Source organism: Dellaglioa sp. CoH-55-MRSF-6, assembly GCF_056782215.1.
Map to the genome: position 1 here is coordinate 77,643 of NZ_JBXAYJ010000005.1, position 21,300 is coordinate 98,942.

General features: G+C 34.3%; 20 protein-coding genes, 1 tRNA gene, 1 rRNA gene and 1 pseudogene. 5 read left to right on the forward strand and 18 right to left on the reverse strand.

Annotation, left to right across the window (positions count from 1 at the left end; translation table 11 throughout):
• Window positions 1-126: 126 nt before the first annotated feature.
• The 15 genes and pseudogenes from AC1RPK_RS06255 to AC1RPK_RS06325 form a co-directional block, all read right to left on the reverse strand.
• Window positions 127-954 (reverse strand): metal ABC transporter permease, encoded by an 828-nt coding sequence (locus AC1RPK_RS06255; protein WP_481761789.1) that lies wholly within the window; start codon window positions 952-954, stop codon window positions 127-129.
• Window positions 915-1,607: a metal ABC transporter ATP-binding protein gene (locus AC1RPK_RS06260; RefSeq protein ID WP_481761790.1), complete on the reverse strand. Its 693-nt coding sequence runs from the start codon at window positions 1,605-1,607 to the stop codon at window positions 915-917. Before AC1RPK_RS06260 ends, AC1RPK_RS06255 begins: the two co-directional genes overlap by 40 nt.
• Window positions 1,608-1,616: 9 nt before the next feature.
• Window positions 1,617-2,579, reverse strand: coding sequence for a metal ABC transporter substrate-binding protein (locus AC1RPK_RS06265; RefSeq protein WP_481761791.1), 963 nt, complete (start codon window positions 2,577-2,579; stop codon window positions 1,617-1,619).
• 331 nt (window positions 2,580-2,910) lie between these two features.
• The gene (locus AC1RPK_RS06270) at window positions 2,911-4,134 is read right to left on the reverse strand and encodes a serine hydrolase (protein ID WP_481761792.1); all 1,224 of its coding nucleotides are present in this window, start codon (window positions 4,132-4,134) and stop codon (window positions 2,911-2,913) included.
• A 369-nt stretch (window positions 4,135-4,503) separates the two neighbouring features.
• Window positions 4,504-5,094, reverse strand: a complete 591-nt coding sequence (locus AC1RPK_RS06275; RefSeq protein ID WP_481761793.1) for a cysteine hydrolase family protein — start codon at window positions 5,092-5,094, stop codon at window positions 4,504-4,506.
• A 29-nt stretch (window positions 5,095-5,123) separates the two neighbouring features.
• Window positions 5,124-5,978: a 4-(cytidine 5'-diphospho)-2-C-methyl-D-erythritol kinase gene (gene ispE, locus AC1RPK_RS06280; protein ID WP_481761794.1), complete on the reverse strand. Its 855-nt coding sequence runs from the start codon at window positions 5,976-5,978 to the stop codon at window positions 5,124-5,126.
• Between the two features lie 118 nt (window positions 5,979-6,096).
• Window positions 6,097-6,333 (reverse strand): Veg family protein, encoded by a 237-nt coding sequence (locus AC1RPK_RS06285; RefSeq protein ID WP_409021932.1) that lies wholly within the window; start codon window positions 6,331-6,333, stop codon window positions 6,097-6,099.
• A 92-nt stretch (window positions 6,334-6,425) separates the two neighbouring features.
• Window positions 6,426-7,325, reverse strand: coding sequence for a 16S rRNA (adenine(1518)-N(6)/adenine(1519)-N(6))-dimethyltransferase RsmA (gene rsmA / locus AC1RPK_RS06290; protein WP_409021931.1), 900 nt, complete (start codon window positions 7,323-7,325; stop codon window positions 6,426-6,428).
• Window positions 7,318-7,890: a ribonuclease M5 gene (gene rnmV, locus AC1RPK_RS06295; RefSeq protein ID WP_409021930.1), complete on the reverse strand. Its 573-nt coding sequence runs from the start codon at window positions 7,888-7,890 to the stop codon at window positions 7,318-7,320. Before rnmV ends, rsmA begins: the two co-directional genes overlap by 8 nt.
• 1 nt (window position 7,891) lies before the next feature.
• Complete coding sequence (locus tag AC1RPK_RS06300; RefSeq protein WP_481761795.1) at window positions 7,892-8,662, reverse strand: TatD family hydrolase; 771 nt, start codon at window positions 8,660-8,662, stop codon at window positions 7,892-7,894.
• A 78-nt stretch (window positions 8,663-8,740) separates the two neighbouring features.
• Entirely contained in the window at window positions 8,741-10,774 is a 2,034-nt protein-coding gene (metG, locus tag AC1RPK_RS06305; protein WP_481761796.1) for a methionine--tRNA ligase, read from the reverse strand.
• A 148-nt stretch (window positions 10,775-10,922) separates the two neighbouring features.
• A complete protein-coding gene (locus AC1RPK_RS06310) occupies window positions 10,923-11,255 on the reverse strand; it encodes a hypothetical protein (protein ID WP_409021927.1) in 333 nt (110 codons plus the stop codon).
• Window positions 11,256-11,272: 17 nt separating this feature from the next.
• Window positions 11,273-11,752: an NUDIX domain-containing protein gene (locus tag AC1RPK_RS06315; RefSeq protein ID WP_481761797.1), complete on the reverse strand. Its 480-nt coding sequence runs from the start codon at window positions 11,750-11,752 to the stop codon at window positions 11,273-11,275.
• Window positions 11,752-12,726 carry an IpaB/EvcA family protein gene (locus tag AC1RPK_RS06320; RefSeq protein ID WP_481761798.1) on the reverse strand — a complete coding sequence of 325 codons (975 nt, stop codon included), beginning with the start codon at window positions 12,724-12,726 and terminating at the stop codon, window positions 11,752-11,754. The genes AC1RPK_RS06315 and AC1RPK_RS06320 overlap by 1 nt, the downstream gene beginning before the upstream one ends.
• Window positions 12,727-13,998: pseudogene (locus tag AC1RPK_RS06325) on the reverse strand (hydroxymethylglutaryl-CoA reductase, degradative); the annotation flags it as partial.
• 114 nt (window positions 13,999-14,112) lie between these two features.
• Here AC1RPK_RS06325 and AC1RPK_RS06330 point away from each other — a divergent pair.
• The 3 genes from AC1RPK_RS06330 to AC1RPK_RS06340 all read left to right on the forward strand — a co-directional run bounded on the left by AC1RPK_RS06330 (window position 14,113) and on the right by AC1RPK_RS06340 (window position 16,444).
• Complete coding sequence (locus tag AC1RPK_RS06330; protein WP_481761799.1) at window positions 14,113-14,898, forward strand: transporter substrate-binding domain-containing protein; 786 nt, start codon at window positions 14,113-14,115, stop codon at window positions 14,896-14,898.
• Window positions 14,899-14,977: 79 nt separating this feature from the next.
• Window positions 14,978-15,679 carry an amino acid ABC transporter permease gene (locus AC1RPK_RS06335; protein WP_481761800.1) on the forward strand — a complete coding sequence of 234 codons (702 nt, stop codon included), beginning with the start codon at window positions 14,978-14,980 and terminating at the stop codon, window positions 15,677-15,679.
• A 12-nt stretch (window positions 15,680-15,691) separates the two neighbouring features.
• A complete protein-coding gene (locus tag AC1RPK_RS06340; protein WP_481761801.1) occupies window positions 15,692-16,444 on the forward strand; it encodes an amino acid ABC transporter ATP-binding protein in 753 nt (250 codons plus the stop codon).
• Between the two features lie 25 nt (window positions 16,445-16,469).
• Here the strand turns inward: AC1RPK_RS06340 and AC1RPK_RS06345 are convergent, their stop codons facing one another.
• Window positions 16,470-17,387, reverse strand: coding sequence for a Ppx/GppA phosphatase family protein (locus tag AC1RPK_RS06345; RefSeq protein WP_481761802.1), 918 nt, complete (start codon window positions 17,385-17,387; stop codon window positions 16,470-16,472).
• Window positions 17,388-17,432: 45 nt separating this feature from the next.
• Window positions 17,433-18,449, reverse strand: coding sequence for a tryptophan--tRNA ligase (trpS, locus tag AC1RPK_RS06350; protein WP_481761803.1), 1,017 nt, complete (start codon window positions 18,447-18,449; stop codon window positions 17,433-17,435).
• Window positions 18,450-18,790: 341 nt separating this feature from the next.
• Between trpS and helD the strand changes: the two genes are divergently transcribed.
• Both helD and AC1RPK_RS06360 read left to right on the forward strand, forming a co-directional pair.
• Window positions 18,791-21,034, forward strand: a complete 2,244-nt coding sequence (helD, locus tag AC1RPK_RS06355; RefSeq protein WP_481761804.1) for an RNA polymerase recycling motor HelD — start codon at window positions 18,791-18,793, stop codon at window positions 21,032-21,034.
• 47 nt (window positions 21,035-21,081) lie between these two features.
• A tRNA-Thr gene (locus AC1RPK_RS06360) sits at window positions 21,082-21,154 on the forward strand.
• A 70-nt stretch (window positions 21,155-21,224) separates the two neighbouring features.
• Here the strand turns inward: AC1RPK_RS06360 and rrf are convergent.
• Window positions 21,225-21,300 (reverse strand): 5S ribosomal RNA (gene rrf / locus AC1RPK_RS06365); the annotation flags it as partial.

Below are 21,300 nucleotides of genomic sequence, written 5' to 3' on the forward strand. Positions count from 1 at the left end.
ACCCGTTTTACCGAATAATAACAGTAAAATGCCAAAATATAATTATTAACGTTCGGTTTTTAATGATTTTCTAATAAAAAAACAAGCTATTTTTAAAAGTAGCTTGTTGATTGTTAATATTCGGTTTTATTTTTGTTTATTAATTTGAAGTCTAACGGATATAACTTTAATAATACTGCATATAATGAAAATCGTAATGAATAATAGCGTAATCGTTGCGCCAGGCGGTGTATTAAATTGGTAAGATGACATTAATCCGCCAACCATCCCTATTACACCAACTATCACACCAATTATAATAACCAGATTAAAGCTACGACCCAATCGCATTGCAATTGCTGCAGGTAAAATCATAATTGCAGAAACGAGTAGTGCCCCGGCAATTGGCATCATTATAGCAATCGTCACACCTGTAACTGCGTTAAAACTAATTGACATCAATCTAACCGGTAACCCTTCAGCAAAAGCCGTCTCTTCGTCAAAAGTTAAAACATACATTGGCTTTTTGAATAGTAGGAAGAGAACGACAATTAATACAGTTAAAATTGCTAAAATGATAACCTGCGCTGAACTAATCGTCACAATTGAACCAAATAAATATTGCTGTACACTCATTGAACTGGCACCTTGATTTAAACTCATTAAAACTAAGGCAATTGATAGTCCGGCAGACATCATAATGGCAATTGAAACTTCTGAATACGTACGGTATAAATTGCTTAAAAATTCAATTAAAACTGAGGCAATTAAAACCACAATCAGTGTGGTAATTGTTGGATTAATATTAACAAACAATCCTAACGCGACCCCTGCTAACGAAACGTGTGACAATGTATCTGCCAAAAGCGATTGCCTTCTTAAAACTAAGAATAATCCCAATAACGGCGTAATTACTGCCATTAAAAGTGAAGCAATTAAAGCTCGTTGCATGAATCCATCGAGAAACATCTCCATTGTGAGTCCTCCTTTCTAACTAATTTAATGTGACGATCAATATATTCTGAAACATCTTCATGATCATGCGTTATCATCAAGATACCTTTATGATGCGTATGGGCTTCATGTTGTAATAATTCGTAGAAATCGTGACGCGATTGTTCATCCATCCCTGTTGTTGGTTCATCTAAAATAAATAAATCAGGATCTGCTGCAAAAATACGGGCTAAACAAACACGTTGTTTTTGACCACCAGATAATTCACCAATTTTATGATTCTTAAAGTTCCACATATTAACTGTTTCAAGTGCTTTTTTTATATGTTCATGATCATTTTTATTCAGACGTCTTAACCAACGATTTTGTTGGTAACGGCCTGATGCTACTAGTTCATATACTGTTGACGGAAACCCCGCATTAAATGATGAAATCTCTTGTGGGATATATCCGACACGTAATTTTTTATTATCTAAATTAGTTTTAGAAATTTCAGCAGTTCCTTTAGCCGGATGTAATAGGCCAAGTACATTTCTAATTAAAGTTGATTTTGCAGCACCATTTTCACCAGTTAAAATGACAAATTCACCCGAATCAATGTGGAAATTAATATCTTGTAAAACAGGTTCTTCATCGTAATAAAAGGTAAGATCTTTGACTTCAATATATTTCATCTATTCTCCTTATTTAACAACCGTTTTTAACGATTTTAAATTATCTTGCATAACTGAAAGGTATGTTTCTCCATTTTCGATTTGAACTTTTGATAGTCCTTCAATTGGATTCAATCCTTTAACCTTAATATTTGTTTCTTTAGCTAGCATATTCGCAATTTTACTAGAATCATTAGATTCAGTAAAAATGGTATCTACATGATACTTTTTAATATACGTTTGTAGCTCTGCCAAACGTCTTGGACTAGGTTCTTCATCCGAAGAAATACCCGCAACCGCAACTTGCGTTAGTCCATATTGTTTTGCCAAGTAAGCAAATGCAGCATGTTGCGTAACAAATGTTTTATTCTTAGCATTTTTAAATGTCGTTTTATATTCTTGATTTAATTCCGTTAATTTTTTCAAATAAGCATTTGTTCGTTTTACATAATACTTTTCATTTTTAGGATCTTGCTGAATTAATTCATTTGAAATGTTTTTAACCATTTTTTTTGCGTTTTCAGGATTTAACCAAATATGAGGGTCATAATTATTAGTCGATGAAAATGAACTTTCCTCTTCTTTATTAGCTAATTCAGCCTCTTCACTTTTCAATTCTTCGTTCTCATCAATCATTTTAATTGAATGACTAGAATTTAAAATCTGCGTTTGTTTTTCATCAATACTTGATTTCAAACTTTTAACCCACGTTTCCATATTATTACTACTATAGATAAAGATATCTGACCTCGCAATTTTACTAATATCCTTTGCACTAGGTTCGTAATCATGCGGTTCTGTCCCGGCAGGCATCAACATTGTTATATCTGCGTTATCGCCTGCAACTGCCTTAGTAAATTCATACACTGGGTAAAATGTCGTGATAACCTGTAATTTATTAGACTCTTTCTTAGTTGCCCCTTGCCCACACCCGGTCAATACAACAACTAACATCGTGAGTACTATGCTTACTAAAATTAATTTTTTTTGCATGGTTTCTCCCTCATTTTTTCAAATCGTAATCTAAATAGTAATCAATACCATTACCGACAAATATTAGAATATCATTTTAGGTACAGCTACGTCAACTTTTTTAAGTGTCACTACGGTGTTAAGCTGTCATTCGTATAAGTTCATCTTGTTATAATAACTGTATTTAAAGTCGACCTGTCAGCAAGTGAACCGTTTCCAATTTAAAAGTGAACTATATCATTAGAATTAAATATAATTTACTATTAATATCTTGCGCGCAAAAAGACGCAACATCATAACTAACCATTAGTTACGATGTTGCGTCTCATTATTTTATCTGGTAACTCTTATTTTACTCTAGAATATCTTGATATAATTCTAATCCTAGCCTATTCATTCCCGGAATCTGCTTATCTTCAGTTCCCGATTCTGACATCGCCACAACTATAAATGCCTTTTTATCTTTTTCTATAATGGCAGCATCATTTTGAATACCATATTCGTTGTATTCGCCTGTCTTATTATAGACTGTAACACCAGTTGGTAAGGACGATGGTAATTTAGTTAGATTTTTATTTTCTTTTAGTAAATCTAGCATTGCCTGATCCGATTGGTTAGACACTAATTTATGATTATACATTTTTTTAAGAATTTTACCCATATCTGTTACTGACGTTTTATTATCGATTCCTGAATTAAGGGCATCTGTATCCATCATTTTTCTTTTAATTGTTGTATTAATTGCGCCTAATTTTTTAATTTCTGTATTAATTGAAGCAAATCCACCAAGTTTATCAATCACAATATTTGCAGCAGTATTATCACTGTCATCAATCATTTTTTCTAATAATTCTTTATATGACAATCTAGTACCTGCGCTCATATTCTGGATTTCTCCCGTTCCACCGACCTTATCCGATTCTGATAAAACATAGCTATCCTTTAGGTTGATGGTCCCTTCTTTTTCCATAGAATAAGCTGTAATTAAAATAAATAATTTAATCATGCTGGCTGATCCTTGCGCATGATTATTTTCAACTACCGGTGCACTACCATCTGTTAACGAAACGTAGACCGAATTTTTTCCATCAACGTCATCCATATATGTTGCAATATCATTCTTAATTTTAACTTTATTTAGTACTAAACTATTTTCTGAAGATTGCGTTTTTTCCGATGTTTTCTTTTCTTTTGAGCTAGATACTGCAGTAGTTGTTTCCTTCGTCGGTACACTATCTTTGTGCGTTAACTTTCCAGCTATAAGATAACCGCCACCCGCTATAATAACAAGTAAAATAATTCCTAAAACTATTTTCATCGGGTTGTTATTTTTAGCTCGTTTTTCTGTTATTTCATTGTTTACTATTGGCGCTGCTACTTTATTAGTATCTTGCGCTTTCGGATTAAATTTAAAGCCACAATTATTGCAAAATTGATCCTCAACCTTATTTGCTATGTTGCATTGCGGACATGTTTTCATAGGAGCAACATTTTTATTTTCTAACGGTTGCCCACAATTATCACAGTATAATGCATCATTTTCATTCTGAGACCCACATTTCGAACAAATTTTCATATCTTCACCTCGTAATTTTTAGGACTTTAACTTATCCTTCATTACATCCCTATTTTTTCTATATATGTACTCAATATCTGTTACTCATAAACTAACTATCAACACTTATGTTTCCTCCATACCTTTCCCCAAATATGGCTTTTATTCTCCCAAAGACAATCCCCCATTTTCTTGCAAATTAGATTAATCTAACACGCTACATTAAATCATGTCTTAGTTATAAAGTTAACCTATATTAGGTAGTATGTAAATAGAAGGATGCGTTCTTAACTAGTCGCTTAATTAGTCATTATCTCCAATTTTTTAATAAAAAAAAGTGCTATCACAAAGTGACAACACTCTCTTCCAACAATAGCTGTACTAAATCCACTAATCTTTAATTTCTGCACCCAGAGAATCCTTAAAATGTGACAGTGCCCATACATGTCCAGCTTGATTAAAACTAGCTGTCGCCTTTTCATGAATGACAATCTTATAGCCCAAATTATATGCGTCAATTGCGGTATGCAAAACACAAATATCTGTGCAAACACCAATTAAATGCACTGTTTCAATTGACCGAGCTCGTAATCTTAAATCTAAATCCGTTCCCGCAAAAGCACTATATCTCGTTTTATCCATCATATAAACATTTGATTTATCTTTATGCGCCTGATACCAAGGCTCCAACTCACCATAGAATTTACGACCGTTTGTACCTGCAATATTATGTGGTGGAAATAAATTAGTTTCTGGATGAAATGGGTCATTTTCATAATGAATATCAGTTGCTAAAACAACATAATCACCTTTTTGTTCAAACTCATTCATTAATTCTATCACTCGAGCTTCAATCTCTTGAGCAGGTTTTCCCGCCGTTAAGTGTCCATCTGTCGCTACAAAATCATTTGTATAGTCAATTTCAATTAAGGCTTCCACAAGTTGTCCCTCATTTTCAGTTGTATTTAATGCCTTCAACATAACAAATTATGCTAATTATCGCAATAAAATCAACTTAACGGTCTCACTAGGTAGACCTCTTCACAGAAACCTTTTAAACTATTGTAGACGTGCTGTGCTCGACTTTTTTTACGACATATCGCAAATACAGTTGGGCCTGATCCACTCATTTCTGCTGCATCTGCCCCAAATTTTATCATTTTTTCTTTTAAACGTGTAATTTCGGGATGACGTTCAGCTGTAATCGGTTCAAGCGCATTACCTAGATTATCAATTATGGCATCCATATCGTCGTCCTCAATTGCATTCACAACGGCGTTTACATTTGGATGAGTGAGTCGCGTATAATCAATTTGTCTAATAATAGTTGGTGTTGAAACACTAATCTTAGGTTTTGCAACCACTAACCAAACAGGGGGTAAGTCTTTTAAAATAGCAATCTTCTCACCACGACCCGTTACATGAGCCGTTCTACTATAAACGCAGTAAGGCACATCAGAATCAATTTTTAAACCAATTTTTGCCAACTCTGCTAAAGATAAATTGAGTTTCCATAATTGATTCAAAGCACGTAAAACGGCTGCTGCATCTGATGAACCGCCACCTAGCCCAGCAGCAACTGGGATTTGCTTCTTGATATGTATTTGGGCACCTTTTTTAATCTGAAATTTATCCTGTAAAATTTTTGCTGCTTTATAGGCTAAATTTCGGTGATCACACGGTAAAAAACCACTATCAGTTTCCACTGTAATGTCCGTTCGATCGTCTAGCGATTTGATATGTAAGTAGTCTGCTAAATCAACTGATGTCATCACCATTCGCCATTCTTGTTCACCATCTTGATGGTTAAATGGGGTGTCTAAACTCAAGTTGATTTTAGCTGGGGCTTTTTCACGAATCTCCATGTTCTCACCTAATCCTATAAGTCCTTAATTAACTCTAATTATACTAATTATTTCTAAAAATAAAAGCCTAAGTTAAGATGTTCTAAAAACATCCCTACCTAGGCTTTTATACTTATTTTTAATCTTCAAAATCAATTTCAATATTTTTTGTTAATACGTCTGTGTAGCTATATGAAACGCGCTCGAATGAATTCTCATCTTGGTTTAAATCGACTACAAAAATAGCTGGGAATGTTTCGCGTAAAATCCCTTTACGTTCTGTAGTTTTCTTTCTACCGGCTTGAGCAACTACCGTTAAATTTTTTCCGACTTGGGCATCTAGCGTACCTTTGATGCTGGCTAAAGTTTCTGGCATGATGGGCTTCACCTTCTTATGTGAAACATCATACCATAGTTTCACAAGATTTGCAATTATACCACATCGAACATCAGTAGTTCAATAAGAAGTTAATTAAATTTCTCTTCTACTTTGATAAGATTGTTAGATAAAACAATAAATTCATGAATACTTAGTTTTTCAGCACGAATTTGAGCAGAAATTTCTGATGCATCCAATGCTGCTTGTAACGCTTCACGAATTTCTGGTGTTTTACCATAAATTGATTGTAAATTATTCCATAAACTTTTACGTCGATGTTGGAAACTTCCTTTAACTAATTTAAAGAAGACCTTTTCACTAATTGGGCGTTCAACGTCGCCTTCTTTTTGATTCAAAACAATAATAGCTGAATCAACATTAGGTTGTGGAATAAAGACGGTTCTTGGAACAACGAATGCGACTTCAGCATCCATTTCATATTGAACGGCTACCGTTAGTGATCCATATGTACGACTACCTGGATCAGCTGCAATTCGTTCTGCCACTTCTTTTTGCATCATAACAACGATTTTATCTAATTTAACCGCCGTTTCTAGTAAATGCATGATAATGGGCGTTGTAATGTAATAAGGTAAATTAGCGACTAATTTTAATGGATGCTGTCCATCAAAATGTTCTTCTACTAACGCTGGTAAATTAGCTTTTAAAATATCTTGTTCCACGATATCAACATTATCATATGGACTTAGTGTTTCGCCAAGTACAGGAATCAAATTTTGGTCAATTTCAATTGCTAAAACATGATGTGCACGTCTTGCTAATTGTTCAGTCAATGACCCAATACCAGGTCCGATTTCGATAACGTCATCTTCAGCCGTAATATCTCCGGCGTCCACAATATTCATTAGTACGTTTTTATCTGTTAAAAAATTTTGGCCTAAACTCTTTTTAAAAGTTAAACCATAAGTTTCCATAATTGCTTTAGTTCTAATAGGTGAAGCAATGTCTGGCACATCATTGTTAGCCATGTTTTTCCTCCGTTATTGTCTCGTTAATTTCTTGCAATGCGTCGACGAACTCTTCTGGTGAAATTTGAAATAGTTTCAATCGATTGTATAATTGTTTTCCATTTGTGTAACCAATTTTGAGATACTCACCTAATTTTTCACGCTTAGCTTTGGCATCCGGTCCGGCAATCAATCCTGCCGTTTGTAAATCCTCTAAGCTGATCAATGTTTCGCCATCAGGCATTTCTGTATACAAATGATCTAGCGCTTCACGAATCGCTTCAACTGAAGCATGTTCAACGCCTAAACTCCCTTTATGATCTGGGACAGCTTCACTTTTTTTCAGAAAAGCATGCTGTACATTTGGAACGCGTGCTGAAATAGTTTTACGAATTTTTTCACCAGAAAAATCAGGGTCCGTAAATACAATTACGCCTCGAGTTTCTTGCAACAGTTCAATTTGATCTAACGTTTCGTCACTAATAGCTGAGCCACGTGTTTCAATCGTATCTGCATTAACAGCTAAATGGATACGTTTTGTGTCATCGCGACCTTCAACTACGATTACTTCTCTAATTTTCTGCATATTACCCTATCCTAAATAAGTTTTCGGCATTTTTAAATGTTGCCGCTGCCATATCAATACTTGAACTCTCTCGAATTTTTGCGACAGCTTCCAAGACGTATCTTGTGTATCCTGGTTCATTGCGCTGACCTCTATAAGGTTCTGGCGTTAAATATGGTGCATCTGTTTCAATTAAAATTCGGTTGCTTGGTGTCACTTTAACGGCTTCATGAACTTCTTTAGCACTATTATAAGTCACAATACCACTATAGGATAAATGCATCCCTAAGTCTAAGAATTTCTCTGCCCATTTTGCATCACCATTAAAGCTATGCATAATGCCACCAATATCACGAATATCAGCTTCTTTCAGGATTGTATAAACATCCTCAAAGGCATCTCGATTATGAATAGAAATTGGTAATTTTAACGCCTTCGCAATCTCAACCTGACGTTTGAAAACTTTTTTCTGCGTTTCAATTGGAGACGTATCCCAATGGTAATCTAGGCCCATTTCACCCATTGCGACAACTTTTGGCGACTGTAATTGTTCTATCAAAACTTCTTCAGTCTCCGGTGTGTAGGTTTTTGCCTCTTCTGGATGCCAACCAATTATAGAATATAAATTAGGATAGCTTTTTGATAGTTCTAGTGATTTCAAAATGCTTGGTTGATCAAATCCAACAATTGCCATTTTAGTCACGTCAAATGCTTTTGCACGCTCAATAACTTCAGGAATTTCCGTTGTAAATTCATCAGAATTAATATGTGTATGTGTGTCAAATATTTCCAAGGGATACCTCTCCTTTCTAGCAGTAAAATGAAGAAGGACTAGAGCAAAACCAAGTTTTGTTTCCAGTCCTTACTTTATTTAGCCTACAATTGCGCCATTTTTAATATCTTCATCAACGGTAATTAATTTCAATTTACCATCGTATTCTACAGATAGAATCATTCCTTGGCTAATTTCGCCTTTCATCTTACGCGGTTTTAAGTTCGCAACAATCACAACTTTTTTTCCTAATAAGACATCTGTTTCAGGATAAAACTCTGCTACACCAGACAAGATTTGACGATGATCAGGATCACCAGCATCTAATCTAAATTTCAATAGTTTATCAGCATTTTGTACTTTTTCAACTTGAATAATTTCAGCAACTTTTAATTCATTTGGCTCAAATTGATCAAATGTCGTTTGAGGTAATGTTAAGTTTAGAGCCACATTTTCTGGATTCCAATCTAAAGAATCCTCTGTATCATTAACTGCCATTGCTTTACGCCCTTTCTTCTTATCTGAAACTGTCATTTGATCTTTAATATAGGCAATCTCTTCTTCAACATCTAAGCGTGGGAAAATAGGCGTTCCTTTTTCAACAACGACGCTGTCCATTGGGAAATCAGAGTAGTTTAATTCTTCAATAGCCATATCTGCCGTGTCTAAACCTAATTGTTCAAAAATTTCTTTAGGTGCATGCGTCATAATAGGTTGGATTAAGACAGCAATCACACGTAAACTAGCTGCTAAATGTACCATAACACTATCAAGTTCAGCTTTACGTGCTTCATCTTTAGCTAAAACCCATGGTTGTGTTTCATCAATATATTTATTTGTTCTAGCAACTAATTTCCAGATAGCATTTAATCCATCTGAGAATTCCATTTTATCCATTAATTCAGTATATTCCGTAATTGTATCTTCAGCTGTTTGACCTAAGTCTCCATCAAATTCAGTTACGTTACCCTTTAATGCTGGAATTTTACCACCATCGTATTTGTTAATCATCGCAACAGTTCTATTTAATAAGTTCCCTAAATCATTAGCTAAATCAAAATTAACACGTGAAACAAAGTCTTCTGGTGTGAAGACACCATCATTACCAAATGGTACAGCGCGCATTAAGTAGTAACGGAGTGCATCCAATCCATAGCGTTCTACTAACATTTCTGGATAGATAACGTTACCTTTTGATTTAGACATTTTACCGTCTTTCATTAACAACCAACCATGACCAAAAATTTGTTTTGGTAAAGGTAAATCGAGCGCCATCAAAATAATTGGCCAGTAAATCGTATGGAAACGCACGATTTCTTTACCAACCATTTGAACATCTGCAGGCCAATATTTATCAAATAGTTCAGTATCATCTGAACCATAACCCAAGGCTGTAATATAATTTGCTAAAGCGTCAATCCAAACATAAACAACATGTTTAGGGTTACTTTTAACTTTTACGCCCCAGTTAAATGTCGTTCTAGATACAGCAAGATCTTCCAAACCAGGTTTAATGAAATTATTTATCATTTCATTTTTACGTGATTCTGGTTGAATAAAATCAGGATGATCTTCATAATATTTTAGTAAACGATCTGCATATTTACTCATTTTAAAGAAATATGATTCTTCTTTAACTAATGAAACTTCGTGACCACTTGGCGCTTTACCACCAACCATTTTACCGTCATCATCACGGAAAACTTCAGCCAACTGTGATTCTGTAAAGAATTCTTCATCAGAAACAGAGTACCAGCCTTCGTATTCTCCTAAATAAATATCGCCTTGTTTAAGTAATTTATCGAAGATATATTGCACAGCTTTTTCATGTTGATCATCTGTTGTTCGAATAAATTTATCATTTGTAATTTCAAGGGTTTTCCATAATTCTTTAATATCACTAGCCATACCGTCGACATAAGCTTGTGGTGTTGTCCCTAATTCTTCAGCTTTTTGTTCGATTTTCAAACCATGTTCATCTGTTCCCGTTAAGAAGAAAACATCATATCCTTTTTGGCGTTTGTAACGTGCTAAGACGTCACACGCAATTGTTGTGTATGAATTTCCAATATGTAATTTACCAGATGGATAATAAATTGGTGTTGTTAAATAAAATGTGGGTTTTTCTGTCATTTTTTAAGACCCTTTCCGTATCGTATTTCATGTGTTTTTTAACATTCGTTCTGTATAAACTCCTTAACAGTATATCATAGTTTTCAGCCGATTTTAAGCAATAAAAAGAGACAGTCCGTGAGTTTAACATAGACTATCTCTTTTAAAATTAGCGTGCATATTTTTGAAATTGACGAATAATCATAATTTCTTTTTCAGATAGCTGTCCATCTAAAATGGTAATTAAAATCCGCCCAACCCGTCTTGGATCTTGTTTCAGTGCCGTGATACTAAACGTTATCGCCGCAACCATCAACGTTAGTAGTAACCCTTCACCTTTTGTGAAAACTGTTCCAAATAACGTTATTGGATTTCCACCAAAAAAACTAGAAAAACCAAAGTAAAACAGAATGAAGTCAAAAAACCGCTGAAAATAAGTTAGCCATTGTAATCTAGTCTTTAGATTATTTAATCGAGTAAAAATTTCACTGTGTTCAATCATTTTACAACAGTCCTTCACTATAATTTAATTTTAAAATCAACTAATTGTGAACCATTAAAATTTGTCAAATATCGATGAAATTCATCCTTTAAAATATAGGGTAACACAGGAACTAAATCAGGTGTTAGTCCGACGTTTTGCTTATTCAAAGCCCATTCAACTGGAAAGTCTGCTAAAATACCTTCTCGTGTTCTTTGTGGATATTGTTTTCCAAATGGTTGTTGTAAAGAGATATGAAATAACGCTATTGTAGCTTGATATTCGTCGTCCACTGACCATTCAAGATAACCCGTTGGTCTACATTGAGAATCGGTAATTTTGATTCCTGTTTCCTCATATAATTCACGAAGCATCCCTGCAAGTTCAGATTCTTGTGGTTCACGTTTACCACCAATTCCATTCCAAAGACCAACATATGGTTTTTTCAAACGATTTAATAATAAAATGTTGTTTCCAGCTGTGATAACAGCTAGATTATATTTTGCTAAATCAATCATTATTCAGCAGTTCTAACTATAAAGCGCATCTTAATTGTTTGCATTAATTCTAACACTGTCATATCGTACGTACGTAAAATAACCTCTTTTGAATCCGCATTTCTAGGTACTGTAATAACAAATGCATTTTGTTGATCATTCTTTTGAATACCAACATAAGCTGACGCAAAATTAACATTACTTTTAAATTCAGAATGCATAATATCAAACAATTGACGTACTTCTAATTTTAATTGACGTTCACTGAAAACTGGTGTTAACGTTGCAAACGTATTTAAGTACATTTTTGGTAATTTCCACGCTTCAAGTTGTGCATCGAAGGCTTTAAATAAGGCAACCGTTGCTCGGCGAGCTTCAAAAGGTGCACGTAAGTCATTAGATGTTAAGATTTCCAATAATTTAAGTGCAGCATCTGTTGCGATAGGGTAAAATTCTAAGAATTTTTCAGTAATTTGTTCCATATCTTCATTTTGAAAGAACACCAAAGCATCTAAAAGTGTGATTAATCGGTACATTCCCCATTCATCTGGGCCGCTACCTTCTTTAGGTTCAGCAGTCACTGTTGCCAAGATTCCTTGATAGAATAATTCTCTAATATTATCATCAATAAACCCATTTTCTTCTTGTAATCTAAAAATAGTCCCATGTAAAACCGTATCATAAAGTTGAACAGCCGTCGCATTGATTTTATCGTCGATATTAAAATCATCCGTTGTCATTTTTAACATTAATTCAGGTGCCTGATTAAGTTGCAAGAAAAAATGGAATAGTTCATGCGAAATCAAGTAATCAGGTGCTGTAATATCAGTCACATTAATAATGAAATTTCCATCTTCTAACCGAGATTCTACTTGTTGATGCTTAATAAACCCAACTTTTTCGCCACCATATTGAATTTTAATTTCTCCATCAAATTGTTCTTTAATTGTAGTAATTAAATTTTGTGTATTTTGGTGTAATGTAATCTCAACCATTTAATTATCCCCTTTTTTTCTTAATTCATTTAGTTTTTTTGTTGCAACCTCTGTATCTGGTCGATTCTCATTTTTTAATAACTCAGTTAATTGTGCCACTTCTTCGTCTACAGCGCCAACTTTAACTGCCAGTGATTTTAGTTGAAGACCCATATGTCCCTTTTGAATACCCTCAGAAACAAGTGCTTTAAGTGCCGCTAAATTTTGAGCTAACCCAACACTTGCAACCAAACTAGCAAGCTCTTTTGCTGATCGAATACCCATCATTTTTTTATTAATTTGAACCATTGGGACAATATCAATCGAACCCCCAACAACTCCTATGGGCATTGGTAATTTAATTATGCCAACTAAATTATCACTGACTATCGACCATTTCGTCAAGCCACGATACTGGCCATCTTGGCTAGCATAAGCATGAGCACCTGCTTCAACGGCACGCCAATCGTTTCCCGAAGCAATGAGAACCGCATCAATCCCATTCATAATACCTTTATTATGTGTGACGGCACGATATGGGTCAAGTTGAGCCACTCGACTTGCTGAGACAATTTTCTTAGCTATGTGTTCACCACTAATTTCTGCAGAATCTAACAACGTAAAAGGAATTGAGCAGCTTGATTCAACTAATGAATCTGTTGCGTAGTTGGATAGAATACTCATAAGGACGTCTTGTTTAAACTGTGTTTGCAGCGTTTCACCAACTGCCTCCATCATTGTATTTACACTATTAGCGCCCATTGCTTCTTGAACATCTACTGCTAAATCTACCGAAATTAGATCAGCTGCTAGTTTTCGAACTCTGACCCAACGTGCGCCACCGCCTCGTTTTACAAGTGAAGGACGAGCAGCATTCGCTATTTTAATTAAATTCAATTGTTGTTCATTAATTTGGTTGATAACGTTATCCGCATCATCAATATTTTCTAAAATAACTTGACCTATCATTAAGCGTGATTTAATTTTTGTTGTAAATCCACCCGCAGATGCAATTATTTTTGCCCCATTATTATTTGCCGCAATTACAGAAGGTTCTTCAGTTACCATTGGGACCGTCATCTTTTTTCCATCAACTAAATAATTAAACGCAATACCTTCTGGCAAGGTAAAATCTGCTATATAATTTTCAGTCATCTGATCCCCTAATTCATGATTAAGAGCATGCGTTTCTATTTCTAATTTTTCATCATCTGAAATAAGATTGTCATTTAATAAGGTTATTAATCTATCATGCCATTTTTTTTGATAAAATTTTATAAATTTTGTCATTACCTTAGTCCTTTTTGTTGTTTTTACTTTTAGTAAGAGAAATAATTGGTTTCTTAGCTTATTTTACGCTATTATAGATAGATAATATATTACTTTTAAAAAAAGGGGCGTACTAAAATGAAAAAAATATTAAGTCTTGCCAGTGTGTTATTGATTGCTCTTGCTTTAACCGCCTGCGGTAAATCGAAAGATACAGCATCCGATGTAACACAAACAAAGGGTACATTAACAATCGGATTAGAAGGTACTTACCGCCCTTATAGTTACCACGATAGTAACAATAAATTAACTGGTTTCGAAGTTGATCTTGGTAAACAATTAGCTAAAAAAATGGATTTAACGCCTAAATTTATCGAATCAAAATGGGATTCATTAGTTGCAGGATTAGATGCTAACAAATACGACGTTGTTTTAAACAACGTTGGTGTTACAAAAGAACGTCAAGATAAATACAACTTTACATCACCTTATATTTATTCAAAATCAATTTTAGTCGTCAAAAATAATAACTCTTCTATTAAAACGATTAAAGATATTAAGGGTAAAAAGATGGCACAAACGGTTACAAGTGAAAATGGAGCCGATGCTGAACGCCTTGGTGCTGATGTTGTCTCAACAGATGATTTTGCAAATACAATCAGTTTAATCCTAGATGGTCGGGCTGATGGTACCATTAACAGTAACGATGCTGTCTATTCATACTTAAAAGAAAAACCTGATACGAACATTAAAACAATTTCAACAGGTTCTGAAATTCCAGCATTAAAAGTTGCTGGCTTAATCCAACAGGACAACCCAAAATTACAAAAAGAATTAAACAAAGCACTTAAAGAATTACGTGCTGATGGCTCATTATCAAAACTATCAAAAAAATATTTTGGTAGCGACATCACAAATAAATAATTCCAAAAGGACTGGTGCAAAATCCATTTTGTCATCAGTCTTTTTTTATTAATAATAGATTAAGAGAGGTTCCGCGTTTATGAAACTTGTTATTGATTCACTCCCAACCATTTTAGAAGCTGGAATTCGCTACACTATCCCTTTGACGATAATTTCATTCGTTATCGGGATCATCATCGCAATTATCACCGCACTAGTTCGAATATCAGATATAAAAAAAGGCAGTACCTTCACCCAAATTTTAAAAGGGATTGGTAAAGCATTCTTTTCATTCTATGTTTGGATTTTCAGAGGAACGCCTTTGATTGTGCAATTATTTATCCTATTTTATGGACTACCTAGATTACCAGCACCTTATACAGTTGAATTCGGCGCATTCAGTGCCGCTGTTATTGTTTTTTCATTAAACGTTGGTGCTTATGCATCGGAAACAATTCGTGCAGCTATTCTATCAATTTCAAAAGGTCAGTGGGAAGCTGGTTACGCCATTGGTATGACACACACAACCGTGTTATTTCGCGTTATTTTACCACAAGCAGCACGGGTCTCACTTCCACCTTTATCAAATAGTTTCATTGGTTTAATAAAGGATACGTCATTAGCCTTCTCAATCACGATTGTCGAAATGTTTTCCGTTGGTCAACAAATTGCGGCAAGAACTTATGAACCTATGACCTTATACTGTGAAGTAGCGGTCGTTTATCTAGTCTTTTGCTCAATTTTAAACGTTGGTCAATATTATCTAGAAAAAAGAACATCGCGTTACATTAAAAATAACTAGGAGGTCTTAACTTTGATTAAATTTGAAAATGTTAATAAATACTTCGACCAACATAAAGTCTTAAAATCGTTGTCATTTGAATTACCAGAAAACGAAACAACCGTCATCGTTGGTCCTTCTGGTTCCGGTAAATCAACCTTATTACGCTCATTTAATTTATTAGAACAACCCGAAGAAGGTCTCTACTCATTAGATGATAAAAAGATCGACTTTACCCAACCAATCAGTGAAAAAACAATTTTGGAAGTTCGTCGTGAAACAGGTATGGTTTTCCAAGACTATAACTTATTTCCTCATTTAACTGTTTTGAAAAATGTTATGGAAGGACCCCTTCACGTTTTAAAGGAACAAAAATTAATTGTTGCACAACGCGCTGAAGAACTTTTAGAATTAGTCGGTCTTTCAGATCGTGCTAATTACTATCCAAGCCAGTTATCTGGTGGTCAACAACAACGTGTAGCTATTGCTAGAGCAATGGCAATGAATCCTAAATATTTATTATTTGATGAACCAACTTCTGCACTAGATCCTGAATTAGAAGCAGAGGTTTTAAGAGTTCTACTTAAGTTGGATATAGAAAAAAAATCAATGGTTATCGTTACTCATAATATGGCCTTTGCAAAAGCTGTTGCCAATAATATCATTTTTCTAGAAGATGGCAATATCTTATTTAATGGTTCACCAGACGAATTTTTCAATCACCCTACAGAACGCATTCAAAAATTTTTATCAGCAATGACATTCGAAGATATTTTACCAAAATAAAAAGACATCAATTTTTGATGTCTTTTTATTTACCTAATTTAGTTGTTAAATAACCTTCTCGGACACCACTTTCAGAAAAAATGACACCAACAGAATTTAAATATTGTCCCAGAACAACAACTGGTGCAATTCCACCTACAATAATATCCGCACGGTTAGAAGCTATACCACTGACTTGTGCACGCTTTTTAGTCGTCAAGCCTACCAAGTCCTCAAAAGTTAATGAAACTGCCTTACGTGACAATTGATAGCCATTAATTGCCTCCGTATTAATTAGCTTCTGTTTTTTGCGGTTTAAACGTCCAATAATTCGATTTGAGCCGCCAAGTAGTACGAGGGGCAACTCCATTGCTTCCTTCAACCACTCCAACTTTTGAAAAGCGGTCACCAAGTACTCCATTAACTGAAATAATTCTTTACTCGTAATCTGTTCATTTTTTAAATATTTTTCGGATAAAGTCACTGCACCAAATGGCAAACTCACAAGATGTACCACTTTTCGATTAACCACATGGATTAATTCACTGCTTGCGCCACCTGTATCCAAAATCAAGCAATCATGAATTGGTAAGGCTTCCATTACACCCATATAATCGTAATAAGCTTCATCATCCCCACTTAAAACTTCAATATCAGCACCAACTGCCTCTTTAATTCGACGTAAAAATTCTTTTTGATTTCGAGCCATTCGTACAGCTGCAGTGGCAATTCCATGTACAGCAACCGGTCCATAAATATCATATTGTTTTTTAAAACTAACTAAGGCTTCAATTGTCCTAGCCATCGCATGTTCCTGTAACACTCGGGATTTCCCCATCCCTTCAGATAATCGTGTTTCCGATTTTAAACGCTTAATTTCTTTAAATTGTCCATTATCAAGTTGTTCGTTAATTGATAATCGAACCGAATTTGAACCCAAATCCAATAAAACAAACTTTTCCATTATTACTCACCTCATACTAAATCAAAGAAACGTTTCACAACCGAACTAGTTAAAATAATTAATTCCAATCGCATCTCTAACTTCGTTCAATGTTTGGTTTGCAACAGCATTAGCTTTATCACTACCCGCTTTTAACATTGCATAAATGGCTTCAGGATCTTTAGCTAATTCAGCTCGTCGTTCACGAATTGGAGCTAACTCAGCTTCAAGTACTTCATTTAAATAACGTTTAATTTTAACATCGCCTAAGCCACCTGCTTGATACTGGGCCTTAAGTTCGGCAACTTTTTCAGTATCTTTATCAAAGATATCAAGATAAGTAAATACCATGTTACCCTCAACTTTACCTGGATCTTCAACATGAATATGATCTGGATCTGTATACATTGACATTACTTTCTTCTTCAATGTCTCCGCATCATCGGCAAGGAAAATCCCGTTTCCTAGTGACTTACTCATTTTTGCATTACCATCTAATCCAGGTAAACGTCCTTGCCCTTTTGGAGGGAAGACACCTTCTGGTTCAACAAGAATATCTTGTTGATAAATTGTATTAAAACTTCTAACGATTTCGCGTGTTTGTTCAATCATTGGTTCTTGATCATCGCCAACAGGTACAACTGTTGCTTTAAATGCTGTAATATCTGCAGCCTGGCTAACCGGATAAACAAAAAATCCGGCAGGAATACTGCGTTCAAAATTCTTTTGTTGAATTTCAGCTTTAACTGTAGGATTACGTTCCAAGCGAGAAACAGTTACCAAATTCAAGTAATAACTTGTTAGTTCCGTTAATGCAGGAATTTGAGATTGAACAAAAATAGTTGATTTGTTTGGATCAATACCAACCGCTAGATAATCTAACGCTACTTGAATTAAACTATTTTTAATTTTTTCCGGATCACGTGCGTTATCTGTCAAAGCTTGTTGATCAGCAATCATGATGAATATCTCATAATCACCAGAATTTTGCATTTCAACACGATTCTTTAATGAACCGATGTAGTGCCCGATATGTAGTTTCCCCGTAGGTCGATCCCCTGATAAGACTACTTTTTTTGTCATATTTACGCTCCCTTTCTATCTATAAAAAAAGTCCTATTGTTAGTAAATAACAATAGGACGACTGTCTCGTGGTACCACCTAAATTGCAGAATAAAATTCTGCCACTTACCGATAAGGAGGTTACCCAAAATTCTCATATATCCAATTCAGTCCGCCACCATACCTTCCAGCAAAATCAGTATGTCCCTGTTCTAGTTGGCGTTCCTACTTCGCAATAATCAATGAATTATCTATTAGTGTAAGTGTAGCGTGTTCAACAGAAAAAATCAAATAATATTAAATACTAGACGAATATTTCAAAAACCTTTAAACTAGGTCAATAGTACAAAGGGGGCATTAAGATGTCAGAAGAAGAAATCGAACAAAATAGAGTTGATTCAATTATTACTGAAATTAATCACCAATCTATTAAAACAGCCGAACTATGTGAAAAAGCACATAAAGAAACCTCATCAGTTGAAAAAAACTATGTAGATAATGCCAAAATCAATACTTTTGAAGTTGATGATAGAATTGAAACGAATGCCGAAGTGCAACAACAGAAACAATTGGTCGCCACGACTATCCAAACTGAAGAAATATTAGAAAAACAGGTTCATACTTTAAAACAATTAGGCGATTCACCTTATTTTGGACGTATCGACATCCAAGACGATGGCGATCCAGAACAGGAACAACTCTATATTGGTCTAGCCTCTCTAGTAGATGATCATCAAAATTTTCTAATACATGACTGGCGTGCACCTATTTCAAGTATTTATTATAACGGCGCATTGGGTCATATTTCTTATAAGACACCACAAGGAACTCAAATGACAGAATTATCCAAAAAACGTCAATTTCAAATTAAAGAAGGTAAAATCCTATCGATGTTTGATACCAATGAAACAATTGGCGATGAATTATTGCAACAAGTTTTAGGCGAACAAAGTGACACACAGATGAAAAATATTGTTTCTACAATTCAACAAGAACAAAACACAATTATTCGAGATACAACAAGTGACTTATTAGTTGTCCAGGGGGTTGCCGGAAGTGGGAAAACATCCGCTATTCTACAACGTATTGCATTTCTACTCTATCACTCAAGAACATCACTAAATGCGGATCAAATTATATTATTTTCTCCAAATCTACTTTTCAGTCACTATATTTCCGATGTACTACCTAGCCTGGGCGAAAAGAACATGAGACAAGTCACGTTAGCCGAATTCTTCTCTAATCGTTTTCAAGGATTAAAGGTTGAAACCTTATTTGAAAATTATGAGTCAAACAATAAACATGCTTCATCTGATTTAAGAGGTAATGCACTTTTAAAAAAAACAATTGAAAATTACTTAAATGCAGTAGATTCATCTGAATTAGCCTTCACAGATATCATTTATGAAGGTATCCCGTTCTTTAAAAAAGAAGAAATCGCTAATATATTTACACATCTACCACATAATATGTTGTCATCAGATAAATTTACCGCAACAAAAAATACACTAACAAAACGATTAAAAACTAGAATTGCCGAAATGGCAGAATCTGATTGGATGCGTGAAGAAATTGATTCGTTATCTGATTCTCAATATGAAACATATTTAAGTGATTATGAACGCGATGAATTTGATAGTATTGATAAAGAAATATCATATATTGGTACCATTATATTAAAAGATCGCTTTAATATTGTATATGATGCGATTTACAATAATTATTTTATTGATATTTATGAGCAATATGCTAAATTCCTTGAAATTACAATTTCAATAGAAGAAAAAAAATCATTCCAATCAAACTTAGAGCTTCATAAAATCACGTTATTAGATGCCACACCACTACTATTGCTACGAGACTTACTAACGGGTGATGGTCAAAATAGAAATATCGAACATCTTTTTATTGATGAAATTCAAGATTACTCTCCGCTGCAACTCTTATATTTAAAAAATTGTTTTCCTAACGCTAAATTAACACTTTTAGGAGATAGTGAGCAAGCTTTATTCTATGATTTAATCTTACCAGCTAAATTTTTAGAAAATTTAAATCATATTTTACAAGTTAAAAAAACTAATTTAATTATTTTAAATAAAAGTTACCGATCAACATTTGAAATTACTAATTTTGCAAAATCATTGCTACCAGACGGAAATAGCATTGAATCATTCACACGTCATGGCGAATTACCTAAAATATACTTTAGTAAAACCCGGGCTTCTGCACTAGCATCTTTAATAGCCCTAATTAAAAATGGTGATACTAATAACCAACCAGTAACTATCATCACTAAAAATTTGGCTGAATGTAAATTACTATATAGTGAACTCAGATCATTAGTAAAATTAACAATGGTTACAGATGGCGACAGAAAAATTCCAGAAGAAACAATAATATTACCTATTTATTTAGCTAAAGGCTTGGAATTTGATTCTGTTATTGCTTTTGATATTTCAAAAAAAAATTATATTTCAAAAAATGATCTTGGTACCCTTTATACTCTTTGTTCACGAGCAATGCATACCTTAACTATCTTTTCCATTGAGTCACTATCTCCGTTGCTTACGAATTCCATAAATAATTCTAGTGTTTTGATTGTTTAAATTTAGGTTGATTTATTTTTAATATTACTATAGACTTTTATAGTAATGCCGCTTTAGCTCAGTAGGTAGAGTATCACCATGGTAAGGTGGGGGTCACCGGTTCAAATCCGGTAAGCGGCTTTTTATTTTACAATCGCATAAAAAAAGGACATTAACAATTATGTTAATGTCCTTTTTTTATTTATTATTAGCATGGCAACGTCCTACCCTCGCAGGGGGCGACCCCCAACTACTCTTGGCGCTAAGAAGCTTAACTTCTGTGTTCG